22 protein-coding genes and 2 tRNA genes are annotated in these 24,080 nt (G+C 57.0%); 17 read left to right on the top strand and 7 right to left on the bottom strand.

From position 1 onward, the window contains the following. Positions 1-83 precede the first annotated feature (83 nt). Both IB213_RS02750 and IB213_RS02745 read left to right on the top strand, forming a co-directional pair. Positions 84-884, top strand: coding sequence for an IclR family transcriptional regulator (locus tag IB213_RS02750; protein WP_225560931.1), 801 nt, complete (start codon positions 84-86; stop codon positions 882-884). Between the two features lie 20 nt (positions 885-904). Further along, positions 905-1,681 carry an IclR family transcriptional regulator gene (locus IB213_RS02745; protein WP_192405318.1) on the top strand — a complete coding sequence of 259 codons (777 nt, stop codon included), beginning with the start codon at positions 905-907 and terminating at the stop codon, positions 1,679-1,681. Positions 1,682-1,704: 23 nt separating this feature from the next. Here IB213_RS02745 and IB213_RS02740 read toward each other — a convergent pair whose 3' ends face one another. Next, a complete protein-coding gene (locus IB213_RS02740; RefSeq protein WP_192405317.1) occupies positions 1,705-2,922 on the bottom strand; it encodes a CaiB/BaiF CoA-transferase family protein in 1,218 nt (405 codons plus the stop codon). Positions 2,923-3,100: 178 nt separating this feature from the next. On the opposite strand from IB213_RS02740, the gene IB213_RS02735 reads away from it, so the two are divergent. The 3 genes from IB213_RS02735 to IB213_RS02725 are packed head-to-tail and all read left to right on the top strand — an operon-like array spanning position 3,101 to position 5,004. Further along, complete coding sequence (locus IB213_RS02735; RefSeq protein WP_192405316.1) at positions 3,101-4,264, top strand: acyl-CoA dehydrogenase family protein; 1,164 nt, start codon at positions 3,101-3,103, stop codon at positions 4,262-4,264. A gap of 21 nt (positions 4,265-4,285) precedes the next feature. Further along, complete coding sequence (locus IB213_RS02730) at positions 4,286-4,639, top strand: YidH family protein (RefSeq protein WP_192405315.1); 354 nt, start codon at positions 4,286-4,288, stop codon at positions 4,637-4,639. A gap of 2 nt (positions 4,640-4,641) precedes the next feature. Then, complete coding sequence (locus tag IB213_RS02725; protein ID WP_225560972.1) at positions 4,642-5,004, top strand: DUF202 domain-containing protein; 363 nt, start codon at positions 4,642-4,644, stop codon at positions 5,002-5,004. 240 nt (positions 5,005-5,244) lie between these two features. Here the strand turns inward: IB213_RS02725 and ychF are convergent, their stop codons facing one another. From ychF to IB213_RS02710, 3 genes are all read right to left on the bottom strand, one after another. After that, entirely contained in the window at positions 5,245-6,339 is a 1,095-nt protein-coding gene (gene ychF, locus IB213_RS02720) for a redox-regulated ATPase YchF (protein ID WP_191723338.1), read from the bottom strand. A 277-nt stretch (positions 6,340-6,616) separates the two neighbouring features. After that, the gene (locus IB213_RS02715) at positions 6,617-6,916 is read right to left on the bottom strand and encodes a hypothetical protein (protein WP_191723331.1); all 300 of its coding nucleotides are present in this window, start codon (positions 6,914-6,916) and stop codon (positions 6,617-6,619) included. Between the two features lie 50 nt (positions 6,917-6,966). Continuing rightward, a complete protein-coding gene (locus IB213_RS02710) occupies positions 6,967-7,854 on the bottom strand; it encodes an MOSC domain-containing protein (protein ID WP_192405313.1) in 888 nt (295 codons plus the stop codon). Between the two features lie 108 nt (positions 7,855-7,962). On the opposite strand from IB213_RS02710, the gene IB213_RS02705 reads away from it, so the two are divergent. The 6 genes from IB213_RS02705 to IB213_RS02680 all read left to right on the top strand — a co-directional run bounded on the left by IB213_RS02705 (position 7,963) and on the right by IB213_RS02680 (position 12,785). Then, positions 7,963-9,102 (top strand): FAD-dependent monooxygenase, encoded by a 1,140-nt coding sequence (locus IB213_RS02705; protein WP_192405312.1) that lies wholly within the window; start codon positions 7,963-7,965, stop codon positions 9,100-9,102. Positions 9,103-9,182: 80 nt separating this feature from the next. Continuing rightward, positions 9,183-9,896 carry a DsbC family protein gene (locus IB213_RS02700; RefSeq protein ID WP_191723328.1) on the top strand — a complete coding sequence of 238 codons (714 nt, stop codon included), beginning with the start codon at positions 9,183-9,185 and terminating at the stop codon, positions 9,894-9,896. A gap of 87 nt (positions 9,897-9,983) precedes the next feature. Next, positions 9,984-11,750 carry a M61 family metallopeptidase gene (locus tag IB213_RS02695; RefSeq protein WP_192405311.1) on the top strand — a complete coding sequence of 589 codons (1,767 nt, stop codon included), beginning with the start codon at positions 9,984-9,986 and terminating at the stop codon, positions 11,748-11,750. 69 nt (positions 11,751-11,819) lie between these two features. Further along, complete coding sequence (locus IB213_RS02690; RefSeq protein ID WP_192405310.1) at positions 11,820-12,599, top strand: enoyl-CoA hydratase; 780 nt, start codon at positions 11,820-11,822, stop codon at positions 12,597-12,599. 26 nt (positions 12,600-12,625) lie between these two features. Continuing rightward, positions 12,626-12,702 (top strand) — tRNA-Met (locus IB213_RS02685). A gap of 6 nt (positions 12,703-12,708) precedes the next feature. After that, positions 12,709-12,785: transfer RNA gene (locus IB213_RS02680), tRNA-Met, on the top strand. Positions 12,786-12,862: 77 nt separating this feature from the next. Here the strand turns inward: IB213_RS02680 and IB213_RS02675 are convergent. The 3 genes from IB213_RS02675 to ffh all read right to left on the bottom strand — a co-directional run bounded on the left by IB213_RS02675 (position 12,863) and on the right by ffh (position 15,514). After that, positions 12,863-13,276: a hypothetical protein gene (locus tag IB213_RS02675; protein WP_192405309.1), complete on the bottom strand. Its 414-nt coding sequence runs from the start codon at positions 13,274-13,276 to the stop codon at positions 12,863-12,865. Positions 13,277-13,350: 74 nt separating this feature from the next. Next, complete coding sequence (locus tag IB213_RS02670) at positions 13,351-13,869, bottom strand: C40 family peptidase (RefSeq protein WP_225560929.1); 519 nt, start codon at positions 13,867-13,869, stop codon at positions 13,351-13,353. Positions 13,870-14,122: 253 nt separating this feature from the next. Continuing rightward, positions 14,123-15,514 (bottom strand): signal recognition particle protein, encoded by a 1,392-nt coding sequence (gene ffh, locus IB213_RS02665; protein WP_191723323.1) that lies wholly within the window; start codon positions 15,512-15,514, stop codon positions 14,123-14,125. A gap of 260 nt (positions 15,515-15,774) precedes the next feature. Here ffh and IB213_RS02660 point away from each other — a divergent pair, with 260 nt between their 5' ends. From IB213_RS02660 to IB213_RS02635, 6 genes are all read left to right on the top strand, one after another. Further along, a complete protein-coding gene (locus IB213_RS02660; protein ID WP_225560928.1) occupies positions 15,775-16,590 on the top strand; it encodes an inner membrane protein YpjD in 816 nt (271 codons plus the stop codon). Further along, on the top strand, positions 16,587-16,814 hold the full coding sequence (locus tag IB213_RS02655) for a PP0621 family protein (RefSeq protein ID WP_191723321.1): 228 nt from the start codon (positions 16,587-16,589) through the stop codon (positions 16,812-16,814). Before IB213_RS02660 ends, IB213_RS02655 begins: the two co-directional genes overlap by 4 nt. A 30-nt stretch (positions 16,815-16,844) precedes the next feature. Further along, positions 16,845-18,575: an ATP-binding protein gene (locus IB213_RS02650; protein WP_287915184.1), complete on the top strand. Its 1,731-nt coding sequence runs from the start codon at positions 16,845-16,847 to the stop codon at positions 18,573-18,575. A gap of 8 nt (positions 18,576-18,583) precedes the next feature. Beyond that, positions 18,584-20,038 (top strand): sigma-54 dependent transcriptional regulator, encoded by a 1,455-nt coding sequence (locus IB213_RS02645; RefSeq protein WP_191723320.1) that lies wholly within the window; start codon positions 18,584-18,586, stop codon positions 20,036-20,038. Continuing rightward, the gene (gene ampD, locus IB213_RS02640; RefSeq protein ID WP_192405306.1) at positions 20,022-20,618 is read left to right on the top strand and encodes a 1,6-anhydro-N-acetylmuramyl-L-alanine amidase AmpD; all 597 of its coding nucleotides are present in this window, start codon (positions 20,022-20,024) and stop codon (positions 20,616-20,618) included. Before IB213_RS02645 ends, ampD begins: the two co-directional genes overlap by 17 nt. Positions 20,619-21,131: 513 nt before the next feature. Further along, positions 21,132-24,038, top strand: coding sequence for a ribonucleoside-diphosphate reductase subunit alpha (locus IB213_RS02635; protein WP_192405305.1), 2,907 nt, complete (start codon positions 21,132-21,134; stop codon positions 24,036-24,038). The last annotated feature ends 42 nt before the right edge of the window (positions 24,039-24,080 follow it).

Raw genomic sequence — 24,080 nt, 5'->3', positions numbered from 1 at the left:
AGTGGAGAGATGATCCGCGATGCTGCTTTTGACGTGGTATAAGATTTCGACATATTACTCAGCCATCCCGCCGGGAGAGATTCTTGGAAAGAAGCACCAACGATCAGCGCTTCGCCACAACACTGGCAAATGGCATGGCTTTGCTACGTTGCTTCACTCCATTCGCGCCCTGCTTAACCAATGGTGAGCTGGCTCGCCTTTCGGGGCTATCCAAGGCAACGGTATCCCGCCTGAGTTACACCCTGGAGCTAATAGGCCTGCTGCAATTCGACCAGGAAGCACGCCGATACCGGCTCGGCGCCATGTCCCTGTCCATCGCCTACCCACTACTTTCCCGCCTAGCCGTCAGGCAAGTAGCCAGACCATTGATGCAGCAGTTGGCAAATCGCACCGGCGGCAGCATCTCGCTGAGCATGCGGCACCGTGCCTCCGTCATCTACATCGAAACCACGCGAGAACACGATGCAGAGGATTTCCGCCCGGAAATCGGGGCGGCTCTGCCGCTACTGGGCACGGCTGCCGGACGTGCTTGGCTTGCCGCATGTGATGATTTTGAGCGCGACGATGCCTACGCCTGGCTACAACGTAGTACAGGCATGAGTCTGTCTGCACTTGGCGCCCTTGACGTCGTCAGCACTGCAATGCGCGATTTGCACGAGCGTGGCTTTTGCATGTCGCAGGGAGATTTTGTGCATGATGTGAACGCCATCGCTTTGCCTTTACGGGAGCGGGTGCGCGGCGATCTGGTCATACTCAATTGCGGCATGCTTCAGCACCGCATGCCCTCCTCCAAGCTCGAGCGCAAGGTGGGCCCACTGCTCAGAAAGACTGCGCAGCAAATCGACCAATTGCTGGCACAGCAGCAAGTGGAGCCGGCACGATGACGCGGCACGGGACCCAAGAAGTGGATGAGCATTTCACCATCACGCTCGCGCGTGGTGTACAAATCCTTCAGGCATTCTCCAGCGAAAAAGCCACCTTAACCAATGGAGAACTGGTAACACTGACAGGCATGGACAAGGCAACGGTGTCCAGGTTGGCGTTCACCTTGATCGAATTGGGTTATCTGCGCCGCGAAGGATTGCGCGGCGGCTATTCACTCGACACCGGCGTACTGACACTAGGCTATCCACTGCTGGCCAGCATGCATATCCGGCAAGTCGCCCGGCCATGGATGCACAACCTCAGTGAGCATATGGACGGTACCGTCTCTCTGTGCGTTCGCGATCGTTCCTCGATCATCTACCTGGATTCGGTACGCAAAATAGACAGCAACACTCCGTCGGTCGACATCGGATCCAGCTTACCGCTGCTCGCCTCGGCAGCAGGTCGCGCCTGGCTATGCTCTGTATCCGAAGCTCAGCGCACCGCTGCTCTCAACCAGATTCGCCTGCAAACGCCTGCGGTGTTCGAGGCCAATCAAAAAGAGATCGAGAAGACGAAGAGCCAGATGCAGCGCCATGGATTCAGCATTAACCGGGGAGCCCATGATGCTCGCCGCGTGGCAGTGGCCGTGCCAATGTGCAAACTGCTGCATGGCGAGCTGATCGTTTTCAACTGCTCGCTGCTTGCAGACGAATCCCTGCGCCTTGCCAAGGCACGCGAGGCTGGCTATGCACTGCGCGACATGGTGCGCCATATCGAGGTCGCCATTGGCATGCGCACCCTTGACAACGAGTGAGCCCTTTCGGATCACCATCTGCGTCAAATCACTCCAGCTTGCTTCAAGTGTCCCAGATCGTCAGCCGTGAGACCAAGTTGACCGTAAACCTCGGCATTGTGCTCGCCAGTATCCGGACCGGATGCTTCGATCTTTGAGGTGTGACCACTGAAACGGGGGACCACGCAGGGACCCGGAATGCTGCCCAAGTCTTTGTCCGGAATGCGGATGATGGCCTGCCGTTCCTTGAAATGTGGATCGTCCATGACATCCTTGATGTCATAGACCTTGCTGAACGGCACTTGGTGCCGACTCAGTACATCAGCCAGATGCGAGAAGGTGCACGATTTGCACCAGTCTGCAATCGCTCTGTCGAGGACCTCCAGATGCTCAACGCGCAATGGATTGGTGGCAAAACGCGGATCGCTGGTGAGCTCAGGCCTGCCCATTGCCTGTGTCACGCGCTGAAAAATGGCATCCGAAGTGCCCACCAAGGTAATCCAGACACCGTCCGCACTGCAATACATATTGGACGGTGCAGTGTAGGTGGCACGAGAGCCCGCGCGGCGACGTGCAACGCCCAGCTGCTCAAACTCCACAGGCAACGGATCAAGTAGTCTCAGCAGCGCTTCCGTCGCAGATAGATCGATTTCCCTTGGCTCAGGCGTATTGCTGCCCCGCTGCTCGGCAACGGCCGCCGCAATAGTGAACGCGCCAAACACGCCGCAGACCACATCACCGAACGGAAAATTCATGTGTTGAGGTGCTCCGTCGGCTTCACCGGTGAGGTGGGCAAAGCCACTCATGGCCTCAAATATCCGGGCGAAACCTGGCCGTGATGCATAGGGTCCGGTCTGACCGAAGCCAGTCAGCCGCAGCACGATGAGACGAGGATTTGCCTGCTTGAGCGTTTTAAAATCCAAGCCCCATCGTGCCAGGGTGCCCGTACGGAAGTTCTCTACGAGGACATCCGTTTTCTCTAGCAGTCGTAGTAGCAGTACCTTGCCTTCGGGCTTGCGTATATCCAGAGAAATGCCCTTCTTGCCGCGATTCGCCGCTTTCCAGAACAAGGCGTGCTCAGATGTGACGGGTGCAAGACTGCGTAGCGAATCGCCCCCCTCAGGCAATTCCACCTTAATGACACTCGCTCCCAGGTCTGCACAAAGCGTCGAGGCAAATGGGGCGGCAAGCACGGTGGCGAGATCAAGAATTCGCACGCCGCTCAACGGACCTGAATTAGAAGGGTTTGGAGTGATATTCATAGTGCCTCCAGTTTGAAAGCATTGCTCCAATTGAATGCAAGCAGTTTTGCTATGTGACTCAGACAACCTCGCCACCAGGCATTGGCTAACATAGCAAAACACATGTCGTTCTTGGCCACGTTTTTTTCTACATTCATTTCAGAGCCCGGCGCTACGGGCAAAGTCTGTAGGAAAAAACATGATCCAAGATCCGAAAAGTTTTGAAAGCTTCATCCACGAACTGCGCGACTTTGTACGCACGCGCCTCGTCCCTCACGAAGCACGTGTGGCCGCAGAGGATGAGGTGCCTGCCGAGGTCGTAGCAGAAATGGCCGCTTATGGTCTGTTCGGTTATTCGATCCCTGCCGCGTATGGCGGTGCAGGCATGACCACTGAAGAGCTGGTGATGGCGGCGATGGAGCTGTCGCAATGCTCGGTGGCATTTCGGGCCCGCGTTGGCACTAACACAGGCATAGGATCTGAAGCTCTGGTTGCCGACGGCTCGGACGAGCAAAAGCGACGTTATCTGCCCGACCTGGCCAGTGGCAAGCTGACTGGCTGTTTCGCGCTCACCGAGCCCGATGCCGGCTCGGATGCGACAGCACTGCGCACCACGGCCGTGCGTGATGGCGATCACTATGTTCTTAACGGAACCAAGTGCTTTATCACCAATGCACCTATTGCAGGTCTCTTCACGGTCATGGCAAGAACTGCCACTGACAACCAAGGAGCTGGCGGTGTGTCTGCTTTTTTGGTCGAGCGCGGAACGCCTGGGCTGAGCACTGCCAAACCGTATGCCAAGATGGGGCAGGCTGGGTCACCCGTTTCCGAGGTCCACTTCGACAACTGCCGGGTACCGGCTGCCAATCTGATCGGCAAGGAAGGTCAGGGCTTCAAAACTGCCATGAAGGTGCTGAACAAGCAGCGCCTGCACCTTGCCGCACTGTGCATTGGTCCCGCTATCCGCATGCTCAATGACGCTGTCGCCTATACGGCTACTAGAAAGCAATTCGGGCAGCCTGTAGGCAGCTTTCAATTGGTTCAGGCACTGATTGCAGACTGCCAGACAGAGATTCATGCTGCTCGCGCACTCGTGCTGGAGACGGCGCGCAAGCGCGATGCGGGTGAAGATGTGACGATGGAAGCCTCCATCTGCAAATACTTTGCTTCTGAGATGTGCGGTCGTGTTGCCGACCGCTGCGTGCAGGCCCTGGGTGGCTATGGCTACATCGCGGATAACAGCATCGAGCGCCTGTACCGCGACGTCCGGCTATTCAGGCTCTACGAAGGCACCAGCCAGATCCATCAGCTCAATATTGCCAGACGCACCTTCAGCGCCGCAGGTTACGACCTCAGGCCCTGATGACACAAACAGGAACTCGCAATGCGTGAACCGCAATGGCGCAGGCAAGGCACAGAGCCGGATTACCGGTTCTCACTGGCCAACGAGCGCACTTTTCTCGCATGGATACGCACTGCCCTCGGGCTGCTTGCTGGGGGACTCTTGCTTGAGCAGGCCTCCACCCAGCTCGGTCCGCGCTCGTTCATCGTCGCCCTGTCCATCGCTCTGAGCCTGCTGGCGACACTGCTTTGCACCATGGCTTACGTGCGCTGGCGCGCCAATGAGATCGCAATGCGCCATTCTCGCAGGCTGCCCAGCACCCTAGCCATCCCGATCCTTGCCGCATCTCTTTGCTGTATCGGCGCAGCAGTCATATACATCCTCTGCTCACAATAACAATGAGGTGCGCCAGACATACCTCAAGCCCCCCCTCGCCAAGCCAGGACACGGGGCTCCAAGCGCAGCGCACCGCGCTATCCTGGAGTCGGACTGGCTTGGCAATCTTTGCCAATGCACTGCTTGCATTGCGATCAGGCTGGATTCACCAGGAAATGCCGATCACCGCCATGGGATTGATACTGCTTACTGCGGCAGGTGCAGTCATGGCCTACGGCGTGTTTCGGCAGCAGCACATGCTCTGCGGCACGGATTCGATCGCGGTGCCAGCGATGCCCATGGCTGCAACTGGCGTCAGCGTACTCATAGCATGTGCTACTGCAATAGCCTCAATGCTTCTATCGCTTTCCTCTTGCACTCATTGAGGAGGCAACATGCACCCGAGCGAGCAAAGCCCAGACTTGGACGTACGGCACTGCGAGCCATTCAACATGGCGCTGCCCTTCCAGTCTCCGTATCCACTTTTAAATGCGGGAATACAGCAACCACTCCCACCAACGTAACCACTTCAATAAAACACAGCAAAGAAACTAAAAAACCCAGTAAATCATTAACTTACTGGGTTTCAAGAAGCCTCACAGAACCCGTGAGGCAACAGATCAACGTTAGACGTTGAACAAGAAGTTCAGAACATCGCCATCCTTGACAATGTATTCCTTGCCTTCAGCGCGCATCTTGCCCGCGTCCTTGGCACCTTGCTCGCCCTTGAAGGCAATAAAGTCGTCAAACGCAATGGTCTGCGCACGGATAAAACCGCGCTCAAAATCACCGTGAATCACGCCGGCAGCTTGGGGTGCAGTAGCTCCCACACGCACGGTCCAGGCGCGCACTTCCTTGACGCCTGCGGTGAAGTAAGTTTGCAGGCCCAGCAGCTTGAAGCCGGCACGGATCAGGCGGTTCAAACCGGGCTCTTCCAGACCCAGCTCTTGCAAGAACATGTCGCGGTCTTCGTCTTCCATCTCCGACATTTCCGCTTCAATCTTGGCGCAAATGGCGACCACGGGTGCACCCTGCGCGTCGGCATAGGCCTTGAGCTTGTCCAGCAAGGGATTGTTCTCAAACCCGTCTTCCGAAACGTTGCCCACAAACATGGCCGGCTTGGCCGTGATCAAGCAAAAAGGCTTGAGCAGGGGTGCATCTTCCTTGGAGATTGGTACCGAACGCGCTGGCTTGCCTTCATTGAGCGCTTCCAGGATGGGCGTCAGCAGCGAAACCAGCTTGGCGGCTTCCTTGTCGTTGCCTGAGCGGGCAGCCTTGGTGTGGCGATGGATCGCTTTCTCCACCGTGGCCATATCAGCAAGGCACAGCTCGGTCTGAATGACTTCAATGTCAGCGATCGGGTCCACCTTGTTGGCCACGTGGATCACATTGGGGTCTTCAAAGCAACGCACTACGTTGACGATGGCATCGGTTTCACGGATGTGAGCCAAAAACTGATTGCCCAGACCTTCACCCTTGGAGGCACCAGCCACCAAACCGGCAATATCCACAAATTCGACAATTGCAGGGACCACGCGCTCGGGTTTCACAATTTCGGACAGTTGATCCAAGCGAGGATCAGGTACTTCCACTACGCCGGTATTGGGTTCAATCGTGCAAAAAGGGTAGTTCTCGGCAGCGATGCCGGCTTTGGTCAGGGCGTTGAAAAGGGTGGACTTGCCGACATTGGGCAGGCCCACGATGCCACATTTGAGGCTCATGGAAATTCCTTTGGTATCAATGCACTACCCGGCACCACACCAGCGTGGCCGAAGTGCCCGATCCGCACTGGGCGAATCTGGTTCTATGGAGAGATGTGATGAAAAGCACTTTGCTTGGCAAAGTTTGGTGCCGGTTTGTCACAAAAATTTATGCCGATTGTAATGAGCGGCGAATCTCTGACGGCAAGGGGCAGATTGCCCCGCATCTACGTGACGGGGATACAAAGTAAAACAGCCCGCCCAAAAAAGGCAGGCTGTTGCAATCAAGGCCAGAGTCTTACTTGGCCGGACGCGGCTTGCACTGCAGCTGCAGCAGACGGTGGGTGGAACTGTCAACACTGCTGCCAGGCTCACGCAAAGGGCGAATACGCAGGTCAAGGAAACCACGGTCGCCGCACAGCATCTTCAAAGTTGCTTCGCATTTTTGCAGATCGTCGTAGCGTGTGTCGCATACCAAAGCATGCTCGTAATCAGGCTTGGCAACATAAGGTGCTGCATCTTTTGCCATGGGGTCCGTCTGTGTCGCACAACCTGCAAGAGCCAGCGCAGCGGTTGCTGCCAACATTACGAATTTCATGGGTAAACTCCTCCAAAATTGAGCAGCATCTTAACGAAGAGTGGCTGGCTTCAGTCAAATTTCAGCAGCCCGCCAACAGCCTGCCCCACCTGCAGCAGCTGGCCCGCACCCTGCGCGACTACGGCGTTCATACCAAAAGTGATAGCACCATCCAGCCTTGCATCCTGCCTGTACTGATGAATAGTGTCACCAACTTCAGGACTGGACTGAGCAGTGCGAGGGTCGATATTCGGGATCGGACAGCGAGAGCAAGGTTTGCCCATACAAATGGCCACGGGCTCAGCAGCTTGTACCCACAGCGTGTCTATATAGTCTTCTTCATGCTCAGCCAGGCCATTCAGCACAATATTGGCACGAAAGCGCACACCATCTACAACAGCATGTCCCTGCGCTTGCAACCGCTCATTGAGGGCAGCAAAAGCCGAGCTCGTCGTTACCAGCAAGGGGTAGCCGTCAGCAAACTGGTTGGGCGCTCGAATACCCCCCGTCCATTTGCTGCTGGACAGACGCTGCTGCGCTGGGTCAAAGCGGACCAAGCGGCAAGCACGTCCTAAGGCCTGACTGAACCAGCTTGCCGCTTCTGGCCCCATGTCCCAGGCATTGACGTGACTGCTCCACACCTGCACGTGCAGTTGGGGTGCCTCAGTCATCCATGGCAATGCCAAAGGAATGCTCAGATCCTCCTGCCCGGGAAAACTCAGCAGCAGTTGCCCACCGTCCACATCAATGCGCGGCTGCACCCAAGCCATGTGCGCCACCTCGCGCTGTGTAACAAACACGCCCTGCTCATCCACAACCATCCACGCACGATCCCACTCCAGGCCTGTGGGCAACAATTTGGCTTGCTGTACAGAGATCCCCGCACAGGACTTGACAGGAAATACCCACAAAGCACCAACCGTGCCTGTGACGTCTGCTTGATCAAAATTGGTTGTCATGCACATATTGTGATCTGGCATCACGGGCACAGGCAAATATGCAGCACTGTTGATTTCGGGAAACCGTCCTGTCCAAACGCTTGCTCCAGCCCTCCTACAATGTGGCGCATGGCGCAAACCTTTGATGTATGTATCCGCGGAGCTGGCATTGTCGGCCGCACCTTGGCTCTTTTGCTGGCTCGAGAGCGGCTGCGAGTGGCCCTTGTTGACGCCCCTCGTTCAACCCCAGCACAGACCGACGTCAGGGCCTACGCACTGAACGCCAACTCCAAGCAAATGCTGGAATCGTTGCGAACATGGCCAGATGCCCTCCACGCCACCACAGTCAAACACATGGAAGTGCATGGCGATGTGGATGGCAGTGTGCATTTCGATGCAGGCGCCCAAGGCGTAGAAGCCTTGGCCTGGATTGTCGATGTTCCTGCTCTGGAGCAGCGACTGGCCGAGGCTGTGCGCTATCAGCCTCAGATCGAAATAGTAGGCACGCCTGTAGATGCACCGTTGACTGCCATCTGCGAAGGTCGTGCCAGCACCACACGCACAGAATTTGGCGTGGACTTTGATGTTACCCCCTATGGGCAGCACGCCATCGCCACCCGCCTGCGCTGCGAGCTGCCTCATGGGCAAGTCGCTCGCCAATGGTTCTCACCGCAAGGAATTTTGGCTTTTTTACCCCTGGATGGCGCCGACGGGCACAGCGTAGCCGTCGTATGGTCAGTCCCTCAATCTGCAGCACCCAACTGGCTGGAGCAAGACGAAGCATCGTTCACGCAGGCATTGATGGAAATTAGCCAAAGCAGCCTGGGCCAGTTGCAACTGTGCGGACCACGCATGTCCTGGCCTTTGCAGCAGGCCGTGGCCAAACGCTGGTGCGGCCCCTTTCCTGGCACCACTGAAGCACGTACCCCCACCAGTTGGGTCCTGGCCGGAGATGCTGCCCACAATGTGCACCCACTGGCGGGCCAAGGCCTCAATATCGGGCTGGCCGACGTACAGGCGTTGGCACGTATCCTCCAAACACGCGATGCTTGGCGCAGTACCGGAGATTTGAAGCTGCTGCGCCGCTATGAGCGAGAGCGCAAAGCAGGCTTGGCGCCTGTTGGCATGGCCATGGATGGCTTGCAGCAACTATTTACCCGCACCGAAGCGCCCTTGCAAACCCTCAGAAACTGGGGTTTGCGCAGTTTTGAGCGCAGCGGCTTGCTCAAAGACTGGACTGCGCGCCAAGCAATGGGTCTGGACCGCTAATTGTGCTTGGCACCAGGGGAACCTTTTGGGCCCTTTATCAACCAAACCTTAATCGTTTTTTATTCACGGGAATCTTTGCCATGAAATTGTTAGCCGCCGCATTGTTGGCCACAGCAGCTTGGGGTAGCGCGATCGCTGCACAGCCCCAAGACCAAATTGCCAAAACCTTGGCAGAGCGCATTCCCCAGCTGCAGCAGGTCGACGAAGTCAAGCCCACCCCAATGAAGGGCCTGTATGAAGTGCGAGTCGGCACAGATGTCTTTTACTCCAACGAAACCGGCGACTATCTGATTCAGGGGGAATTGATTGACACCAAAGCACAGCGCAACCTGACGGAAGACCGTATCAACACGCTCACAGCGGTGGACTTCAAGAATCTGCCCTTAGCTGATGCCATCAAGATCGTGCACGGCAAGGGCGAGCGCAAGCTGGCAGTCTTTGAAGACCCCAACTGCGGCTATTGCAAACGTTTTGAACGTGACCTGCAAAACGTAGACAACGTGACGGTTTACCTGTTCCTCTATCCGATTTTGAGCCGTGACTCTGCTGAAAAGTCGCGCAACATCTGGTGCGCCAAGGACAGCAAAAAAGCTTGGCATGAACTCATGCTGAAGGACAAAACACCTGCGGCAGCCAGCTGTGACATTGATGCCATTCAGCGTAATCTGGCTCTGGGTCGCAAACACAAAATCACGGGAACACCGACTTTGATTTTTGCAGACAATACCCGGGTGCCCGGCGCCATTCCAGCCAGCGAGGTTGAAAAATACCTGGCCGCAGCGCATAAAAAATAATACATCCTGCAGGCAGCCAAACGCTGCCTGCCTTATCTGCGGCACAGCCGCCAGGCATGCCGTGGGCTTGAACCTATCAGCAGCACCATGCCTCACACCACCGCCCCCGTTCATTACCGCGTTCAGCTGCATGACCTGCATGCACACTTGTATCGCATCACTTTGACGATTGCGCAGCCAAGTGCACAGCAGCGCGTTTCTCTGCCCGTCTGGATTCCTGGCAGCTATCTGGTGCGTGAATTTGCCAAGAATCTGCACGGCCTGCACGCAAGCCAAGGCGAAAAATCAATTGCTGTCCAACAGCTCAGCAAGCATCAATGGCAAGTAGCCTGCCAAACCGAGCACCCCTTGGAGCTCACTTACGAAGTCAGCGCCTACGACACCTCTGTGCGCACCGCCTGGCTGGACCAGCGACGGGGCTTTTTCAACGGCACCAGCCTGCTGCTGCGCGTGCACGGACAAGAAGCACAGGCCCATCGCCTTCAAATTCAACCTTGCGCACAAGTGCCGCACTGGCAACTGGCAACAGGGTTGACCGCCATCGCTGTCGATGAGCAAAGTTTTGGCACCTACGCAGCAGACAACTACGACGAACTGGTTGATTGCCCTGTAGAGATGGGTGATTTCTGGAGTGGCACTTTTACAGCCTGCGGTGTACCACACCGCTTAGTGGTGGCCGGAGCACCGGCATCGTTTGACGGCCAGCGTTTGCTGCAAGATACCCAGAAAATTTGTGAAGCTGAAATCAATTTCTGGGGCGTAGCACCACACAGCCGCTATGTATTCATGCTCAACGTGACACACGATGGCTATGGCGGGCTGGAGCATTGCAACTCCACAGCGCTGATTTGCAGCCGCCCCGATCTACCGCGCATTGGTACAGAAAAGGCCAGTGACGGCTACATTCAATTGCTGGGACTGATCAGTCACGAGTACTTTCACACCTGGAATGTCAAACGTCTGCGCCCTGCAGAACTGGTTCCCTACAACTACGATCAAGAAAACTACACGCAGCTGTTGTGGTTCTTTGAAGGCTTCACCAGCTATTACGACGACTTGCTGCTGCGACGCGCTGGTTTGATTGACAGCACGGCCTACCTCAAACTCATCACCAAGACACTGAATCAGGTGCAGCAAACGCCGGGCCGACAAGTACAAAGCGTTGCCCAGTCCAGTTTTGATGCCTGGGTGAAGTACTACCGCCAAGACGAAAACACAGCCAACGCCACCGTCAGCTACTACACCAAGGGGGCCTTGGTGGCCATGTGCCTGGACTTGAAGCTGCGCCAAGAAGGCAGCACCACGCTGGATGACACCATGCGCGCATTGTGGCAACGCTGCCAGGGTGGCGCCATGACCGAGGCCGACGTACTGGCAGTACTGCAAGAGCAGACGGGCCGCAGCTGGCATGAAGAGCTTCAGGAATGGGTACACGGTACGCAGGAGTTGCCGCTGCAAGCACTGCTGAGCAGCCACGGCGTGCGCGCAGACATCGACAAACCTGCTCCTGCCCAGGCATTGGGGCTGCGCGTGCAAGAGACGCACAGCGTCATCATCAAGCAAGTGCTGCGTGGTGGTTTGGCCGAGCAAGCCGGCATGATGGCTGGCGATGAGTGGTATGGCATTGAACTGCCTGGAGCAGAGGCACCGCCCGCATGGCGTCTCACCAAACTTGAAGAGCTGGATATGTACACAGCCCGTGGCACCTTGCACATCACGGCCTTGGTGGCTCGGGACCGTCAATTGCTTCGCTTGCCACTGAGCTTGCCCGCAGCAGTGACTGACGCTCCTGCCTCCAACTTCCAGCTCAGCATCACCGACGCTGCGGCGCTCGACCGCTGGCTGGCTCTATAAGCCATCTGCTGACAGCTTGGGTATAGTCATGTGCTGGGTTTTCCACACATGACTATTAGGAGATAAGCCTTGGCATACGAAATGATCGAGGTCCGCGTGGAAGCGGACAAAGTGGGCATCATTACCCTCAACCGCCCCAAACAACTCAACGCCCTGAATGACCAGCTCATGGATGAGCTGGGCCAAGCGCTCAAAGCATTTGATGCTGACGAAAGCATTGGCTGCATGGTCATTACAGGCAGCGAGCGCGCATTCGCTGCTGGTGCAGACATTGGTGCCATGGCCAAGTACAGCTTTGCCGATGCCTACAAGGGAGACTACATTACCCGCAACTGGGAAAGCATTCGCAGTATTCGCAAGCCCGTCATAGCAGCAGTCAGCGGCTTTGCGCTGGGTGGCGGCTGTGAGCTGGCCATGATGTGCGACTTCATCATTGCTGCTGACAACGCCAAGTTTGGCCAACCCGAAATCAAGCTGGGTGTGATCCCCGGCGCTGGCGGCACACAGCGCCTGCCCCGTGCAGTGGGCAAAGCCAAGGCCATGGATATGGCACTGACCGCCCGCATGATGGACGCCACCGAAGCCGAGCGAGCTGGTTTGGTCAGCCGTGTTGTGCCCTTTGACAAGATGATGGAAGAAGCACTGGGCGCAGCCATCATCATCAGCGGCTTCTCGCAAATTGCTGTCATGGCTGCCAAAGAATCGGTCAACCGTGCTTTCGAAGGCAGCCTCAATGATGGCGTGATGTTTGAACGCCGCCTTTTCCACGCACTGTTTGCCACCCAGGACCAAAAAGAAGGCATGGATGCATTTGTCAACAAGCGCCCCGCGAATTTTATTCACCGCTAAATATTGATATATAATTTCGTTCTCTTGGTCGTGTAGCTCAGTTGGTTAGAGCGCAGCATTCATAATGCTGATGTCGGTGGTTCAAGTCCACCTACGACCACCAGAGTCCGGTCGTGTAGCTCAGTTGGTTAGAGCGCAGCATTCATAATGCTGATGTCGGTGGTTCAAGTCCACCTACGACCACCAAAATATAAAACCCCGCAGTACGCAAGTACTGCGGGGTTTTTCTTTATACCTGCACAGCAGCACCCCAAACGACGCTGCTATTTGACTGTGCCGCCGTCCAGTTTGTGCTTTTCACCATCGCCCTGGGCACCCGTAATCACCGCCGCCATGCCCGCAGCAGGTGTCACCCCACCCTGCCCCTTGGAAGCCTCAGCGTCCGTGGATGGCGGCTGAATGACCTCAATGCTCTCAACCTTCGCTGGCAGCGGCACAGCAGCAGGCAAAGGCTCACGGATATCTGCCTTGGCAACAGGCAGCACATCGTGGCTGCGCAAATAGTTCGTAGAACCAAACAGTGGCTTGCTTGGTGGCGGTTGATCAAAGCGATCAATGGCTGCCATCGGGAAAGTGTCTGCGCGCATTTGCGGGCCTGACTGGTCACAGCCAGTCAGCACGGCCAGCGCAGCCACTGCACTCAATGCGTAAAAACGGATGGGTTGTGTCGTGGGCATGGCTACATCCTCCAAATGCACCATGCTGACCTGTCTGACAACTCCTGTCTGTCAGGCAAATACCCTTGCCATTGCTATGCGAAGATGCTCCGCGCCTCAGTGAACCGTTTGGCGAAATACGGATTGTCCATCCGCACGCGCTGCACCGTGCCACCGCTGGAAGGTGCATGCACAAATTGCCCACTGCCCACAAAAATACCCATGTGGGAATAGTTGCTGCCCATGGTGTTGAAAAACACAAAGTCACCACGCTGCAGCCCCCGTCCTTGCACGGGTGTGCTGGACTGCGCCCATTGCGATGTGGTGCGCGGCAGCTTGCCGGTATGAATGCCCTGCACGGCCCACTGAATCAAGCCACTGCAGTCAAAGCCACCTTCAGGCGAGTTTCCGCCGTAGGTATAGGGCGTGTTGACCACCAGCATGGTGCGCGCCAGCAGGGCCTCGCGCAGATCGGATTGCAGCTGCAAAGGGTCTACCGCGCGTGCGCTGGAGCCGCCGCTGCGCGCTACAGGTGCAGTGCGAGATGCATTTGGGGTACGGGGTGTGCTGGAGCAGCCCGCCAGCACTGCGGCTGCGCTTGCCAGCAACCACATGCGTCGAGTTGCTGGGTGCGGCGCAGAAAGATGAGACGGTGCTTGCATGCTGTGCATTATGGGCAACTTACGGGAAAAAGCAAAAATCAGAGCTTGCAGCGCATATGTAACAAGGAACTCCAATAGTTATCTATCCGAAGTACGCATAAAGCCTGCGCAAGTAGCTCCTGTTTTCTAGCTTCTATTCAGCAAAAAGCCGCATGGCTTTAACAGCGATGCGGCTTGAGCCCGAAATGCAAAGAGGGGGCTGCAATCAGAAAGGCAGCTTGGGCATGCCACCACCGCCCATCATGCCTTTCATCCCCTTCATGCCACCCATCTTCTTCATCATCTTCATCAGGCCGCCGCCCTTCATCTTTTTCATCATGGTCTGCATCTGCTCAAATTCTTTGAGCAGGCGGTTTACGTCCTGCACCTGCACGCCAGCGCCATCGGCAATGCGTTTTTTACGGGTGGCCTTGATGAGTTCAGGGCGTTTGCGCTCCTTGTAAGTCATGGAGCAGATGATGCCTTCCTTGCGCTTGATTTCGCGCTCGGCCTTGTCCATATCCACGGCACCCGCCTTGGCGGTCATCTCGGAGGGCAATTTGTCCAGCAAGTTGGACAAGCCCCCCATTTGCTTCATTTGCTGCAGTTGCGCCAAGAAATCATGCAGATCAAAGCCGTCGCCGCTTTTCAGCTTCTCGGCCATCTTCTGCGCCGCTTGCATGTCCACGCCCTTGGTGACTTGCTCCACCAGCGCCACGATGTCGCCCATGCCCAGCACGCGCTGTGCATGGCGGTCAGCATCAAACACTTCCAGGCCATCGAGCTTTTCAGAGACACCGGCAAACTTGATGGGCGCACCCGTGATCTGGCGCACGGACAGCGCCGCACCACCGCGAGAGTCACCGTCCAGCTTGGTCAGCACGATGCCGGTCAGCGGCAGCGTTTCCTTGAAGGCCTTGGCCGTGTTGATCGCATCCTGGCCCTGCATGGCATCAACCACAAACAGGGTTTCAACCGGATTGAGCGTGGCGTGCAAGTCCTTGATCTCAGCCATCAACAATTCGTCGATGGCCAGGCGACCGGCCGTATCCACCAGCAGCACGTCAAAGTAGTGTTTCTTGGCGTAGTCCAATGCAGCCACGGCAATATCGTGGGGCTTTTGGTCTGGCGTAGAGGGGAACCACTGCGCACCGGCCTGAGCTGTCACGGTTTTGAGCTGTTCAATCGCTGCAGGGCGGTATACGTCACCCGAGACAGTCAGCACCTTTTTCTTGCGCTTTTCAATCAGGTGCTTGGCCAGCTTGGCGGTGGTGGTCGTTTTACCGGCCCCCTGCAAACCGGCCATCAAGATGACAGCGGGTGGCTGAGCGTTGAGGTTGATGTCAGCCACGCCCTCGCCCATGGTGGCCGAAAGCTCTTTGTTGACAATGGAAACCAGTACCTGGCCTGGCTGCAGCGAGCTGATGACTTCCTGACCCAGCGCTTTTTCCTTGACGCGGGCCACAAAGTCGCGCACCACGGGCAAGGCCACGTCAGCTTCCAGCAGGGCCATGCGCACTTCGCGCAGCATGTCCTGTACGTTGGATTCAGTAATGCGGGCCTGGCCACGCATTTCCTTGACGAGTCGCGAGAGTTTGTCGGTGAGTGCGGATGCCATAAGCAGATGTGTCCGAAGAGAGAGAAGCTGCGCCGCGTGCGGCTTGGCCTGACGGCCCGGCGCTTTGGGCAGGGGGCGCAGCTTACGCTGTAGCCCGTGCTGCCCGCCGCGGGCAGCCCTGTACAAACAAGCTGTCAATTCTACCCGTTGAGCACATCACTCGCCCTGTCCAAGGACAGAGCACCCAAGCACTGACGCGGCGCAAGGATGGCAAACAATAGCGGCCCCAGCCCATAGGGCGGGCAGCTATGATTGCAGGCATGGAGTCTTCCACCCACATTTTCACTGGCTCACCCACCTGGGTCATGGCACTGGCCATGGCTGCCATTGCGTCCTATCTCATTCCAGTTTTTGGTATGCAGCGCATGGCCGAAAGCCACACACGCCTGGCTATGCGCTGTGCCTGGGTTCTTCACCTGCTGACCGTAGCGGCAGGTTTGATGACCACCCCCGCTCGCTTTGGGTTTGCGCCCGCGCTGTCCATGACGGCCTGGCTGATGCTGACGGTCTATGCCATTGAACAGCAGCTTTACCCCAAGATGCGCGCCGTTGGCGTGCTGTCTGTGCTGGGTGCACTGACCGTATTGCTGGCGCAGATCTTCCCCGGCAAGCCCATGGCGCTGCAAACATCGGCATGGCTGCCTTTACACCTGGCGCTGGGCATTGCCTCGTATGGCCTGTGCGCGGCAGCAGTCGTTCATGCGGGCCTGATGTCACGCGCCGAGCACCGCATGCGCACGGCCTCCAACGACGAAGGCGGCATGCCTTTACTGATGCTGGAGCGCCTGACCTTCCGTTTTGTCACCGCAGGTTTTGTGCTCCTTAGCGCCACACTTCTGGCAGGCTTGCTGTTTGGTGAATCGCTGTATGGCCGCGCCTGGGTCTGGGACCATAAAACGGTGTTCTCTTTACTGGCCTGGGTGGCATTTGCCCTGCTGCTGATCGGGCGCTCTCGTTTCGGTCTGCGCGGGCGCCACGCCGTGCATTTGATTTATGCAGGGGCTGCGCTCTTGTTGCTGGCCTATGCCGGTTCACGCTTTGTACTGGAAGTCGTCATGCTGGGACGTCTGTCATGAAATATCTACTGGTCGCACTGGTTGTGATTATTGCCATAGGCATTTGGCGCAATAACCGCCGTAAGGCGGGGGCTGTGCCACCACCCAAGCCCCGTCTGCGGCAGCCAGAAGACATGGTCACCTGCGCGCACTGCGGGCTGCACTTGCCATCCAGTGATGCAATCACCAGTCCTGATCGCACGTATTACTGCAGCACTGAGCATCGCCACCTCGGACCACGTTAATCGTTTGGTTGCCCCAGCCCGCTGCCTATCGTGACCACACTTCCTCTTCAAAGTGCGCGCCGGCTCTGGCAGGCTTTTCTGTCAGCCCGGGTGCTGGTTGCAACACTGCTGATTGCATTACAGGTTACGCAGACCTGGACATCTCCCGGCGTGCAGCACCCCGATGTGTATTGGCCGTGGGCATTGACTGGCAGCTACTTCGTTCTTGCGCTACTGGCCTGGGGACTGCTGCACCAGAAACCTCCCGCTAGCGACTGGCGCTGGCCCTGGCTTCTGCTGCTGGCCGCAGACATCATGGCTATTTGTATCTTGCAAGAGGTGCAAACCGGCAAGATGCACTACACCCCATTGCTGGCGTTGCCGATCTTGACCGTTTCGGTGCTCGGCACCATGCGCATGGCGCTGGCGACAACTGCCAGCATTACCCTGATTTTGCTGGGCACTGATATTTTTCATGCATGGGTTCTGGGGCGCCTGCAAAGCGAGGACTACATGCAAACTGCGCTCATCTGCGCAGGTTTTTTTGCAGTCACCTACCTGACCCGTCAATTGGCGCAACGACTGGCCTATCAAGAACGTCAGGCACGCACCAGCCGGCACGCGGCGCAAACCCATGCCCAGGTCAACAGCTTGATCATCGCGAATCTGACTGAAGGCATCTTGGTCGTTGACAGCACCTACCAGGTCCGCATGGCCAACCCAGCAGCGTGCGAGTTACTTGGCTTGCCTGCACCTTTGGCTTTGCATGATTTATGCCATGCCGAATGGCTCCCTTTGCGCGACATGGTGGACCAGACCTACGCCACCAACCAGGCACTGAGCCAGCACATGCACCTCATGGCTACCGGCCAAAGCACCACGGGGCTGTATGTCCGCACCTGGCTGACCACCAGCATCGCCGCTGATGTCGCCCTTCCCGAACTCCGGCACGACACCCATCCTGACAGCCTTCTGGCTCCGCAGCCGTGGCTGTGCGTCATGTTCTTGCATGATTTGCGCGAAGTAGAAGCCCGTATGCGCATTGAAAAGATGGCAGCCATGGGGCGCATGTCTGCCGCTGTGGCTCATGAAATTCGCAATCCACTGGCCGCAATCGTGCAAGCCAACGCCTTGCTGGCAGAAGAACTAACAGAGCCCACTCAGCAGCGCCTGAGCCACATGGTGGAACAAAACGCCCAGCGCCTGGTGCGCATCGCCGAAGACGTACTGGACATTGCCCGCGTGCAGCAGCAAATCCAGCACACCGATTCACGCACCTTGTTGCTAGATGCAGAGCTGCGCCACATCTGGCAAGAGTGGCAGCAACAGCATGCGATGCAGCGACCCGGTCTTTTCACGCCCAATTGCGCGCAGGCACACGTGGCTTTTGACAGCGAGCACCTGCGCCGTGTAGTGGTCAACCTGCTGGACAACGCCGCCCGCTACTGTGAAGGCAAGCACAACGATGCGCTGCAGCTGCTCACAGGCTCCAGCAGCGACGAACAATTTTGGTTTCAGGTATGGAGCGAGGGTCCTGCCGTAGAAGCCTCTGTACAGAAACACTTGTTTGAACCGTTCTTCTCTTCGCAAAGTCGGTCCTCAGGACTGGGACTGTACATTTGCAGAGAGCTTTGTCAGCGCCATGGCGGCAGCATCAACTACAGCCGCTGCGAGCGCATGACCGCGCGCGGGCTGCAAACCGGTAACGCATTTACCGTCTACTTCAGAGGTCGACTCCTGCACACGGCCAACGTTTCCTTGTTTGACCCAATTGTGGTGTGATCAAGGCCATGGGAACTTCTACTGCCTCTATTCTTGTTGTCGATGACGAACCAGACTTGCGTACGCTCTACGAGCTGACACTTTTGCGTGAAGGCTACCGCGTACAAACAGCTGGTTCACTGGCAGAAGCACGCGCCCAGCTGCAGTTGTGCCGCTTTGAAGTCTTGATTACCGACATGCGCCTGCCTGATGGTCTGGGCATGGAGTTGCTGCGTGAACTGCGCGAGCAACGTCGCAAGGAGCGCGCCATTGTCATGACTGCATATGGCTCTGCTGAAAATGCAGTGGAGGCGCTGCGCTATGGGGCATTTGACTACCTCACCAAACCGGTCGATCTCAAGCAATTTCGCACCGTCGTAGCTTCTGCAGCACATGGTGAATCTGTCACGTCTGCACCCGGGATGTTTACGCCGAGCACCACCGTAGCGAGCACTACGGGAGCCATCTTGAATCCTTCAGCCGCCCTGGATCGTTTAGTGGGCACCTCGGTGGCCATGCAGCAAGTCAAGCAACGCATCCAGAAGGTGGCCCCAAGCATGGCACCGGTCCTGATTACGGGCGAATCAGGCACCGGCAAAGAGCTGGTGGCGCGGGCTTTGCACGCATGCAGTCACCGTGCGAATGCACCTTGGGTGGCCGTGAACTGCGGCGCCATCCCCGAGCACTTGCTGGAGGCTGAATTCTTTGGCGCCCTCAAAGGCGCATTCACTGGAGCCACGACTGACAGGGAAGGTTTTTTTAGCGCAGCCCGTGGGGGCACCTTGTTTCTGGACGAAATTGGCGAATTACCTCTGTCCATGCAAGCCAAATTACTGCGTGCCATTCAAGAGCGCTGTGTACGCCCGCTGGGAGCGACGCTGGAGGAGCCTGTCGATGTTCGTATCGTCAGTGCAACACACCGCAATCTGGCTGAAGATGTGCAATCGGGCCGCTTTCGCCAAGATTTGTATTACCGCCTCAACGTCATCGACATTGCGATTCAACCTCTGCGTGAACGGCGCGAAGACCTGCCAGCTCTATGCACGGCCTTGCTGCGGCGCATTACGGGCGAGCACATACACGAAGCCTCCTCACTTTCTGCCAGCGTGCTGGCGCAATTGCAGCACCAGCCACTGCACGGCAATGTGCGCGAGCTGGAAAACCTTCTGCACCGTGCAATAGCATTGGGAGAAGAGGCCAATGTGTCAGCAGCCCCAGCAACGAATGAAAATGCGGGCGACAGCAGCAGCCACTTACCTGCAGACGCGCTGCCAGATGATTTGCAGGCTTGGCTGGACCAGCAAGAGCGGGCCATTTTGACGCGTGCCCTGCAAGCCTGTGGCTACAACCGCACGGCAGCTGCGGCACGGCTGGGTATCAGCTTGCGTCAGATCCGTTACCGCATTGCCCGCTTGAACATTCCGATCTCACCTGAAGATATTGAGCCAGCCAGCGACAATGCGCTGTATGACGTGCACCACTGATTCCACGGAAAAAACCGCCGCCCCCCTGTCTTGGCATAAGGGCTGGCTTTCTAGCGCTCAGCATCAGCCGTCACCCAACTTTGGCCAGCGTCCGGCAGGGACACGCATCGACTTGATCGTGATCCACTCCATCAGCCTGCCACCCGGTCAATATGGCACGGGCTGCGTACAGCAGCTTTTTAGCAACCAGCTCAACTGGGATGCGCACCCTTACTTCCAAACCATTCGGGGACTGGAGGTGTCTTCGCACTTTTTTATCACCCGTGAGGGCGTGGTCTGGCAATTTGTCAGCGCCGATGACCGCGCCTGGCATGCGGGGGCATCACAGTGGGGGGGGCGTGACAACTGCAATGATTTTTCTATTGGTATTGAACTGGAGGGTCTGGAAGGCTTGACGTTTGAAGCCTCCCAGTACCAAGCCCTCAGCCAGTTGTGTCAAGCCTTGACTGCCCACTATCCCATCACGCAGATTGCCGGGCATGAACACATTGCTCCAGGCCGCAAACAAGACCCGGGGCCAGGTTTTGACTGGCCCCTGCTGCACACAAAGTTGCAAACATTGCCACTGCAGTTTCCATAGCAAGAAGCAGTAGCACCAGCGCCAGTGCTTTGAAGGCAAGCAAAAACAATCCGTACAAAGCGCTGCAGCCGCCCGTGCGCATCGCGTTGTGCCATCCAGCGCCTGCTTTTTGAGAAAAAGCCAAAACACTATATCTAGTGCTTTGACATGGATTTATATCCACATATTTAGCGTCCATATCCCATCACCACGTCAGGGATTTTTTAATTTTTTCGCGCTTTTCATTGCTTGCCAACAAAGGCGTTCAAGCCCCCTTTGGCCTTGCAAGCCGCACCAGACATGGTTTTTTCCATCTCCAAGCAACGTCCTCAAGGCTTAGCCGCGTGTCAACAAGGAACATTGCCTAGTGCCGGGCATCCACACAATGGTTTTCTTGACCACAGGCCAATACACTACCCCTAGTGTTTTAAATTATCAAAAACACCATTGGTAGAGAATAAATCCTGCCCAACGTGACCATTCGAGGCCTTGCCACACACCGCAACGCCCCACTACCCGTACCAAGAGGCCCTCATGCAACACGCTATGAACAGCTCGAACTCTGATTTTTCAGCACCCCACACACCCGGTGCTAGCAGTGTTCCAGCGGTACTCGATCAATACCAAATCATTCGCCGCAGCGGGGATGTCGTTCCCTTTTCCCCGCAGAAAATCGCCATCGCCGTCACCAAAGCCTTTCTGGCCGTGCGAGGCCCGCAAGGCGCAGCATCTGTCAGCATCCGCGAAACGGTCGAAGCATTGACCAACGCCGTCGTGCGTGCGTTGCTGCGTTCACGCCCTGAAGGCGGCACCTTCCATATAGAAGATGTGCAAGACCACGTGGAATTGGCCCTGATGCGCGGTGGCCACCAAGATGTGGCCCGTGCCTATGTGCTGTACCGCGAAGCGCGCAACCAGGAACGTGCGGCCGCAAAGAAAAAAGCGCTGGAAGATGCCGCGGCTGCCGCTGCACCGCAGCCCGTATTGCATGTGAGCGACAACGGGGAGCGAATTCCATTGCGCCAGGATCGTCTGGAAGCCCTGATTGCAGCAGCTTGTATCAACCTCAATGCTGACATCAAGCCCGACCCCATCGTGGCAGAAACCCTGCGCAATCTGTACGACGGCGTGCCATTGGCCGAAGTCTACAAAGCCTCAATACTGGCCGCCCGCACTCTGATTGAACGCGACCCCGACTACACCTACGTCACTGCCCGCCTGTTGCTGCACACCATCGTGCGCGAAGTCATGGGCCGCGATGTACAGCCCTGTGACATGCCTGCGGCCTATGCAGAGAACTTTCCTGTTTTCATCCAAAAAGGCGTCGATCACGAGCTGCTCAACCCCGAGCTGCTGAAGTTTGACCTTGCTCGTCTGGGCGCAGCCCTGAAGGCTGAGCGTGACCAGCAGTTTGACTATCTGGGCCTGCAAACCCTGTACGACCGCTATTTCTTGCACGTGCGCAAAACACGCATTGAGCTGCCCCAGTCGTTCTTCATGCGCGTGGCCATGGGCCTGTCCATCAATGAACAAGACCACAACACGCGTGCGATTGAGTTTTACGAGTTGCTGTCCTCGTTTGACTTCATGTCCTCGACACCTACGCTGTTCAACAGCGGCACGCTGCGCTCGCAACTGTCCAGCTGCTACCTGACGACGGTGCCCGATGACTTGGGTGGCATCTACGATGCACTCAAAGAAAACGCCTTACTGTCCAAATTTGCCGGTGGACTGGGCAATGACTGGACCCCAGTGCGTGCGCTGGGTGCTCGCATCAAAGGGACCAATGGCGAGTCACAAGGCGTCGTACCTTTCCTGAAAGTGGTCAATGACACTGCCGTAGCGGTCAACCAGGGCGGCAAGCGCAAAGGCGCAGTCTGCGCCTATCTGGAAAGCTGGCACCTGGACATTGAAGAGTTTCTGGAGCTGCGCAAGAACACGGGCGATGACCGCCGTCGCACCCACGACATGAATACGGCCAACTGGATTCCCGATCTGTTCATGCAACGCGTGATGGAAAAAGGCCAGTGGACACTGTTTTCTCCGTCCGATGTACCTGACCTGCACGACCTGTACGGAGCAGATTTTGCCAAGGCTTATACCGCCTATGAAGCGCAAACGGTCAGCGGTGATATTCAGCTGTTCAAAACCATCCCGGCCACAGACCTGTGGCGCAAGATGCTGTCCATGCTGTTTGAAACCGGCCATCCATGGATCACCTTCAAGGACCCATGCAACATTCGCTCGCCCCAGCAGCACGTGGGCGTCGTGCATTCATCTAACCTTTGCACGGAGATCACGCTCAATACCAGCGACAGCGAAACGGCGGTGTGCAACCTGGGCTCCATCAATCTGGCGCAGCACATCACTGATGGCGTACTGGACCACACCAAACTGCGCAAGACCGTGACCACAGCGATGCGCATGCTCGACAACGTCATCGACATCAACTACTACGCCGTCGACAAAGCACGTGACTCCAACTTGCGTCACCGCCCTGTCGGCCTGGGCTTGATGGGTTTTCAAGATGCGCTGTATGCCATGCGCACGCCATACGCCAGCGATGCCGCCGTGGAATTTGCAGACACCTCCATGGAAGCCATTTGCTACTACGCATACTGGGCTTCAACCGAGCTGTCTAAAGAGCGCGGCAGCTATAGCAGCTACCCAGGATCGCTGTGGTCACAAGGCATCTTGCCGCTGGATTCGCTGGAACTGCTGACCCAGCAACGCGGCGGCTATGTTGAAGTCGATCGCAGCACCCGGCTGGACTGGGATGCGCTGCGCGCCAAGATCAAGGCCGACGGCATGCGCAACAGCAACTGCGTGGCCATCGCTCCTACAGCCACCATCTCGAACATCGTGGGCGTTGATGCCTCGATTGAGCCTTCGTTCGGCAACCTGTCCGTCAAGTCCAACCTGTCGGGTGAATTCACCATCATCAACCAGAATCTGGTGCGTGACTTGAAGAAGCTCGGGCTGTGGGACAGCGTGATGGTCATGGACCTCAAGCACTTTGACGGTTCACTGCGCGCCATTGACCGTGTGCCGCAAGACCTCAAGCAGCTGTATGCCACGGCGTTTGAAGTCGCACCCGAATGGCTGGTAGAAGCTGCTGCTCGCCGCCAAAAATGGATCGACCAGGCCCAGAGCTTGAACATCTACATGGCAGGCGCATCGGGCAAGAAACTGGACGAAACCTACAAACTGGCGTGGGTGCGAGGCCTCAAAACCACCTACTACCTGCGCACCACCAGCGCTACTGCGGCAGAGAAATCCACCATCCAAAGTCGCACGCTCAACGCGGTATCGCCTGCAGCTGTTGAAACCAGCAGCGCGCTGGACCGCGCCGCTGCGGCAGCACGCGCCAGCACGGGTGCCCCGGCCACCGACATCAAGTTCTGTGCGATTGATGACCCCGGCTGCGAAGCCTGCCAGTAAGGCCTGCTAACAACACCCGCCAACCCCGACCTTGATACGTTA

It is taken from the genome of Comamonas sp. CMM02, assembly GCF_014851485.1.
Classification (GTDB): Bacteria; Pseudomonadota; Gammaproteobacteria; order Burkholderiales; family Burkholderiaceae_C; genus Comamonas; species Comamonas avium.
The sequence above is the reverse complement of the archived record's forward strand: the minus strand, read 5'-3'. Positions and strand labels throughout refer to the sequence as shown.

What these genes read in the sequence shown, in the direction of transcription:
- IB213_RS02740 (WP_192405317.1), bottom strand. Translation starts at nt 2,922, where the DNA reads ATGAATATCACTCCAAACCCTTCTAATTCAGGTCCGTTGAGCGGCGTG.
- IB213_RS02735 (WP_192405316.1), top strand. Translation starts at nt 3,101, where the DNA reads ATGATCCAAGATCCGAAAAGTTTTGAAAGCTTCATCCACGAACTGCGC.
- IB213_RS02730 (WP_192405315.1), top strand. Translation starts at nt 4,286, where the DNA reads ATGCGTGAACCGCAATGGCGCAGGCAAGGCACAGAGCCGGATTACCGG.
- IB213_RS02725 (WP_225560972.1), top strand. Translation starts at nt 4,642, where the DNA reads ATGAGGTGCGCCAGACATACCTCAAGCCCCCCCTCGCCAAGCCAGGAC.
- ychF (WP_191723338.1), bottom strand. Translation starts at nt 6,339, where the DNA reads ATGAGCCTCAAATGTGGCATCGTGGGCCTGCCCAATGTCGGCAAGTCC.
- IB213_RS02715 (WP_191723331.1), bottom strand. Translation starts at nt 6,916, where the DNA reads ATGAAATTCGTAATGTTGGCAGCAACCGCTGCGCTGGCTCTTGCAGGT.
- IB213_RS02710 (WP_192405313.1), bottom strand. Translation starts at nt 7,854, where the DNA reads ATGACAACCAATTTTGATCAAGCAGACGTCACAGGCACGGTTGGTGCT.
- IB213_RS02705 (WP_192405312.1), top strand. Translation starts at nt 7,963, where the DNA reads ATGGCGCAAACCTTTGATGTATGTATCCGCGGAGCTGGCATTGTCGGC.
- IB213_RS02700 (WP_191723328.1), top strand. Translation starts at nt 9,183, where the DNA reads ATGAAATTGTTAGCCGCCGCATTGTTGGCCACAGCAGCTTGGGGTAGC.
- IB213_RS02695 (WP_192405311.1), top strand. Translation starts at nt 9,984, where the DNA reads ATGCCTCACACCACCGCCCCCGTTCATTACCGCGTTCAGCTGCATGAC.
- IB213_RS02675 (WP_192405309.1), bottom strand. Translation starts at nt 13,276, where the DNA reads ATGCCCACGACACAACCCATCCGTTTTTACGCATTGAGTGCAGTGGCT.
- IB213_RS02670 (WP_225560929.1), bottom strand. Translation starts at nt 13,869, where the DNA reads ATGTGGTTGCTGGCAAGCGCAGCCGCAGTGCTGGCGGGCTGCTCCAGC.
- ffh (WP_191723323.1), bottom strand. Translation starts at nt 15,514, where the DNA reads ATGGCATCCGCACTCACCGACAAACTCTCGCGACTCGTCAAGGAAATG.
- IB213_RS02660 (WP_225560928.1), top strand. Translation starts at nt 15,775, where the DNA reads ATGGAGTCTTCCACCCACATTTTCACTGGCTCACCCACCTGGGTCATG.
- IB213_RS02655 (WP_191723321.1), top strand. Translation starts at nt 16,587, where the DNA reads ATGAAATATCTACTGGTCGCACTGGTTGTGATTATTGCCATAGGCATT.
- IB213_RS02645 (WP_191723320.1), top strand. Translation starts at nt 18,584, where the DNA reads ATGGGAACTTCTACTGCCTCTATTCTTGTTGTCGATGACGAACCAGAC.
- ampD (WP_192405306.1), top strand. Translation starts at nt 20,022, where the DNA reads ATGACGTGCACCACTGATTCCACGGAAAAAACCGCCGCCCCCCTGTCT.
- IB213_RS02635 (WP_192405305.1), top strand. Translation starts at nt 21,132, where the DNA reads ATGCAACACGCTATGAACAGCTCGAACTCTGATTTTTCAGCACCCCAC.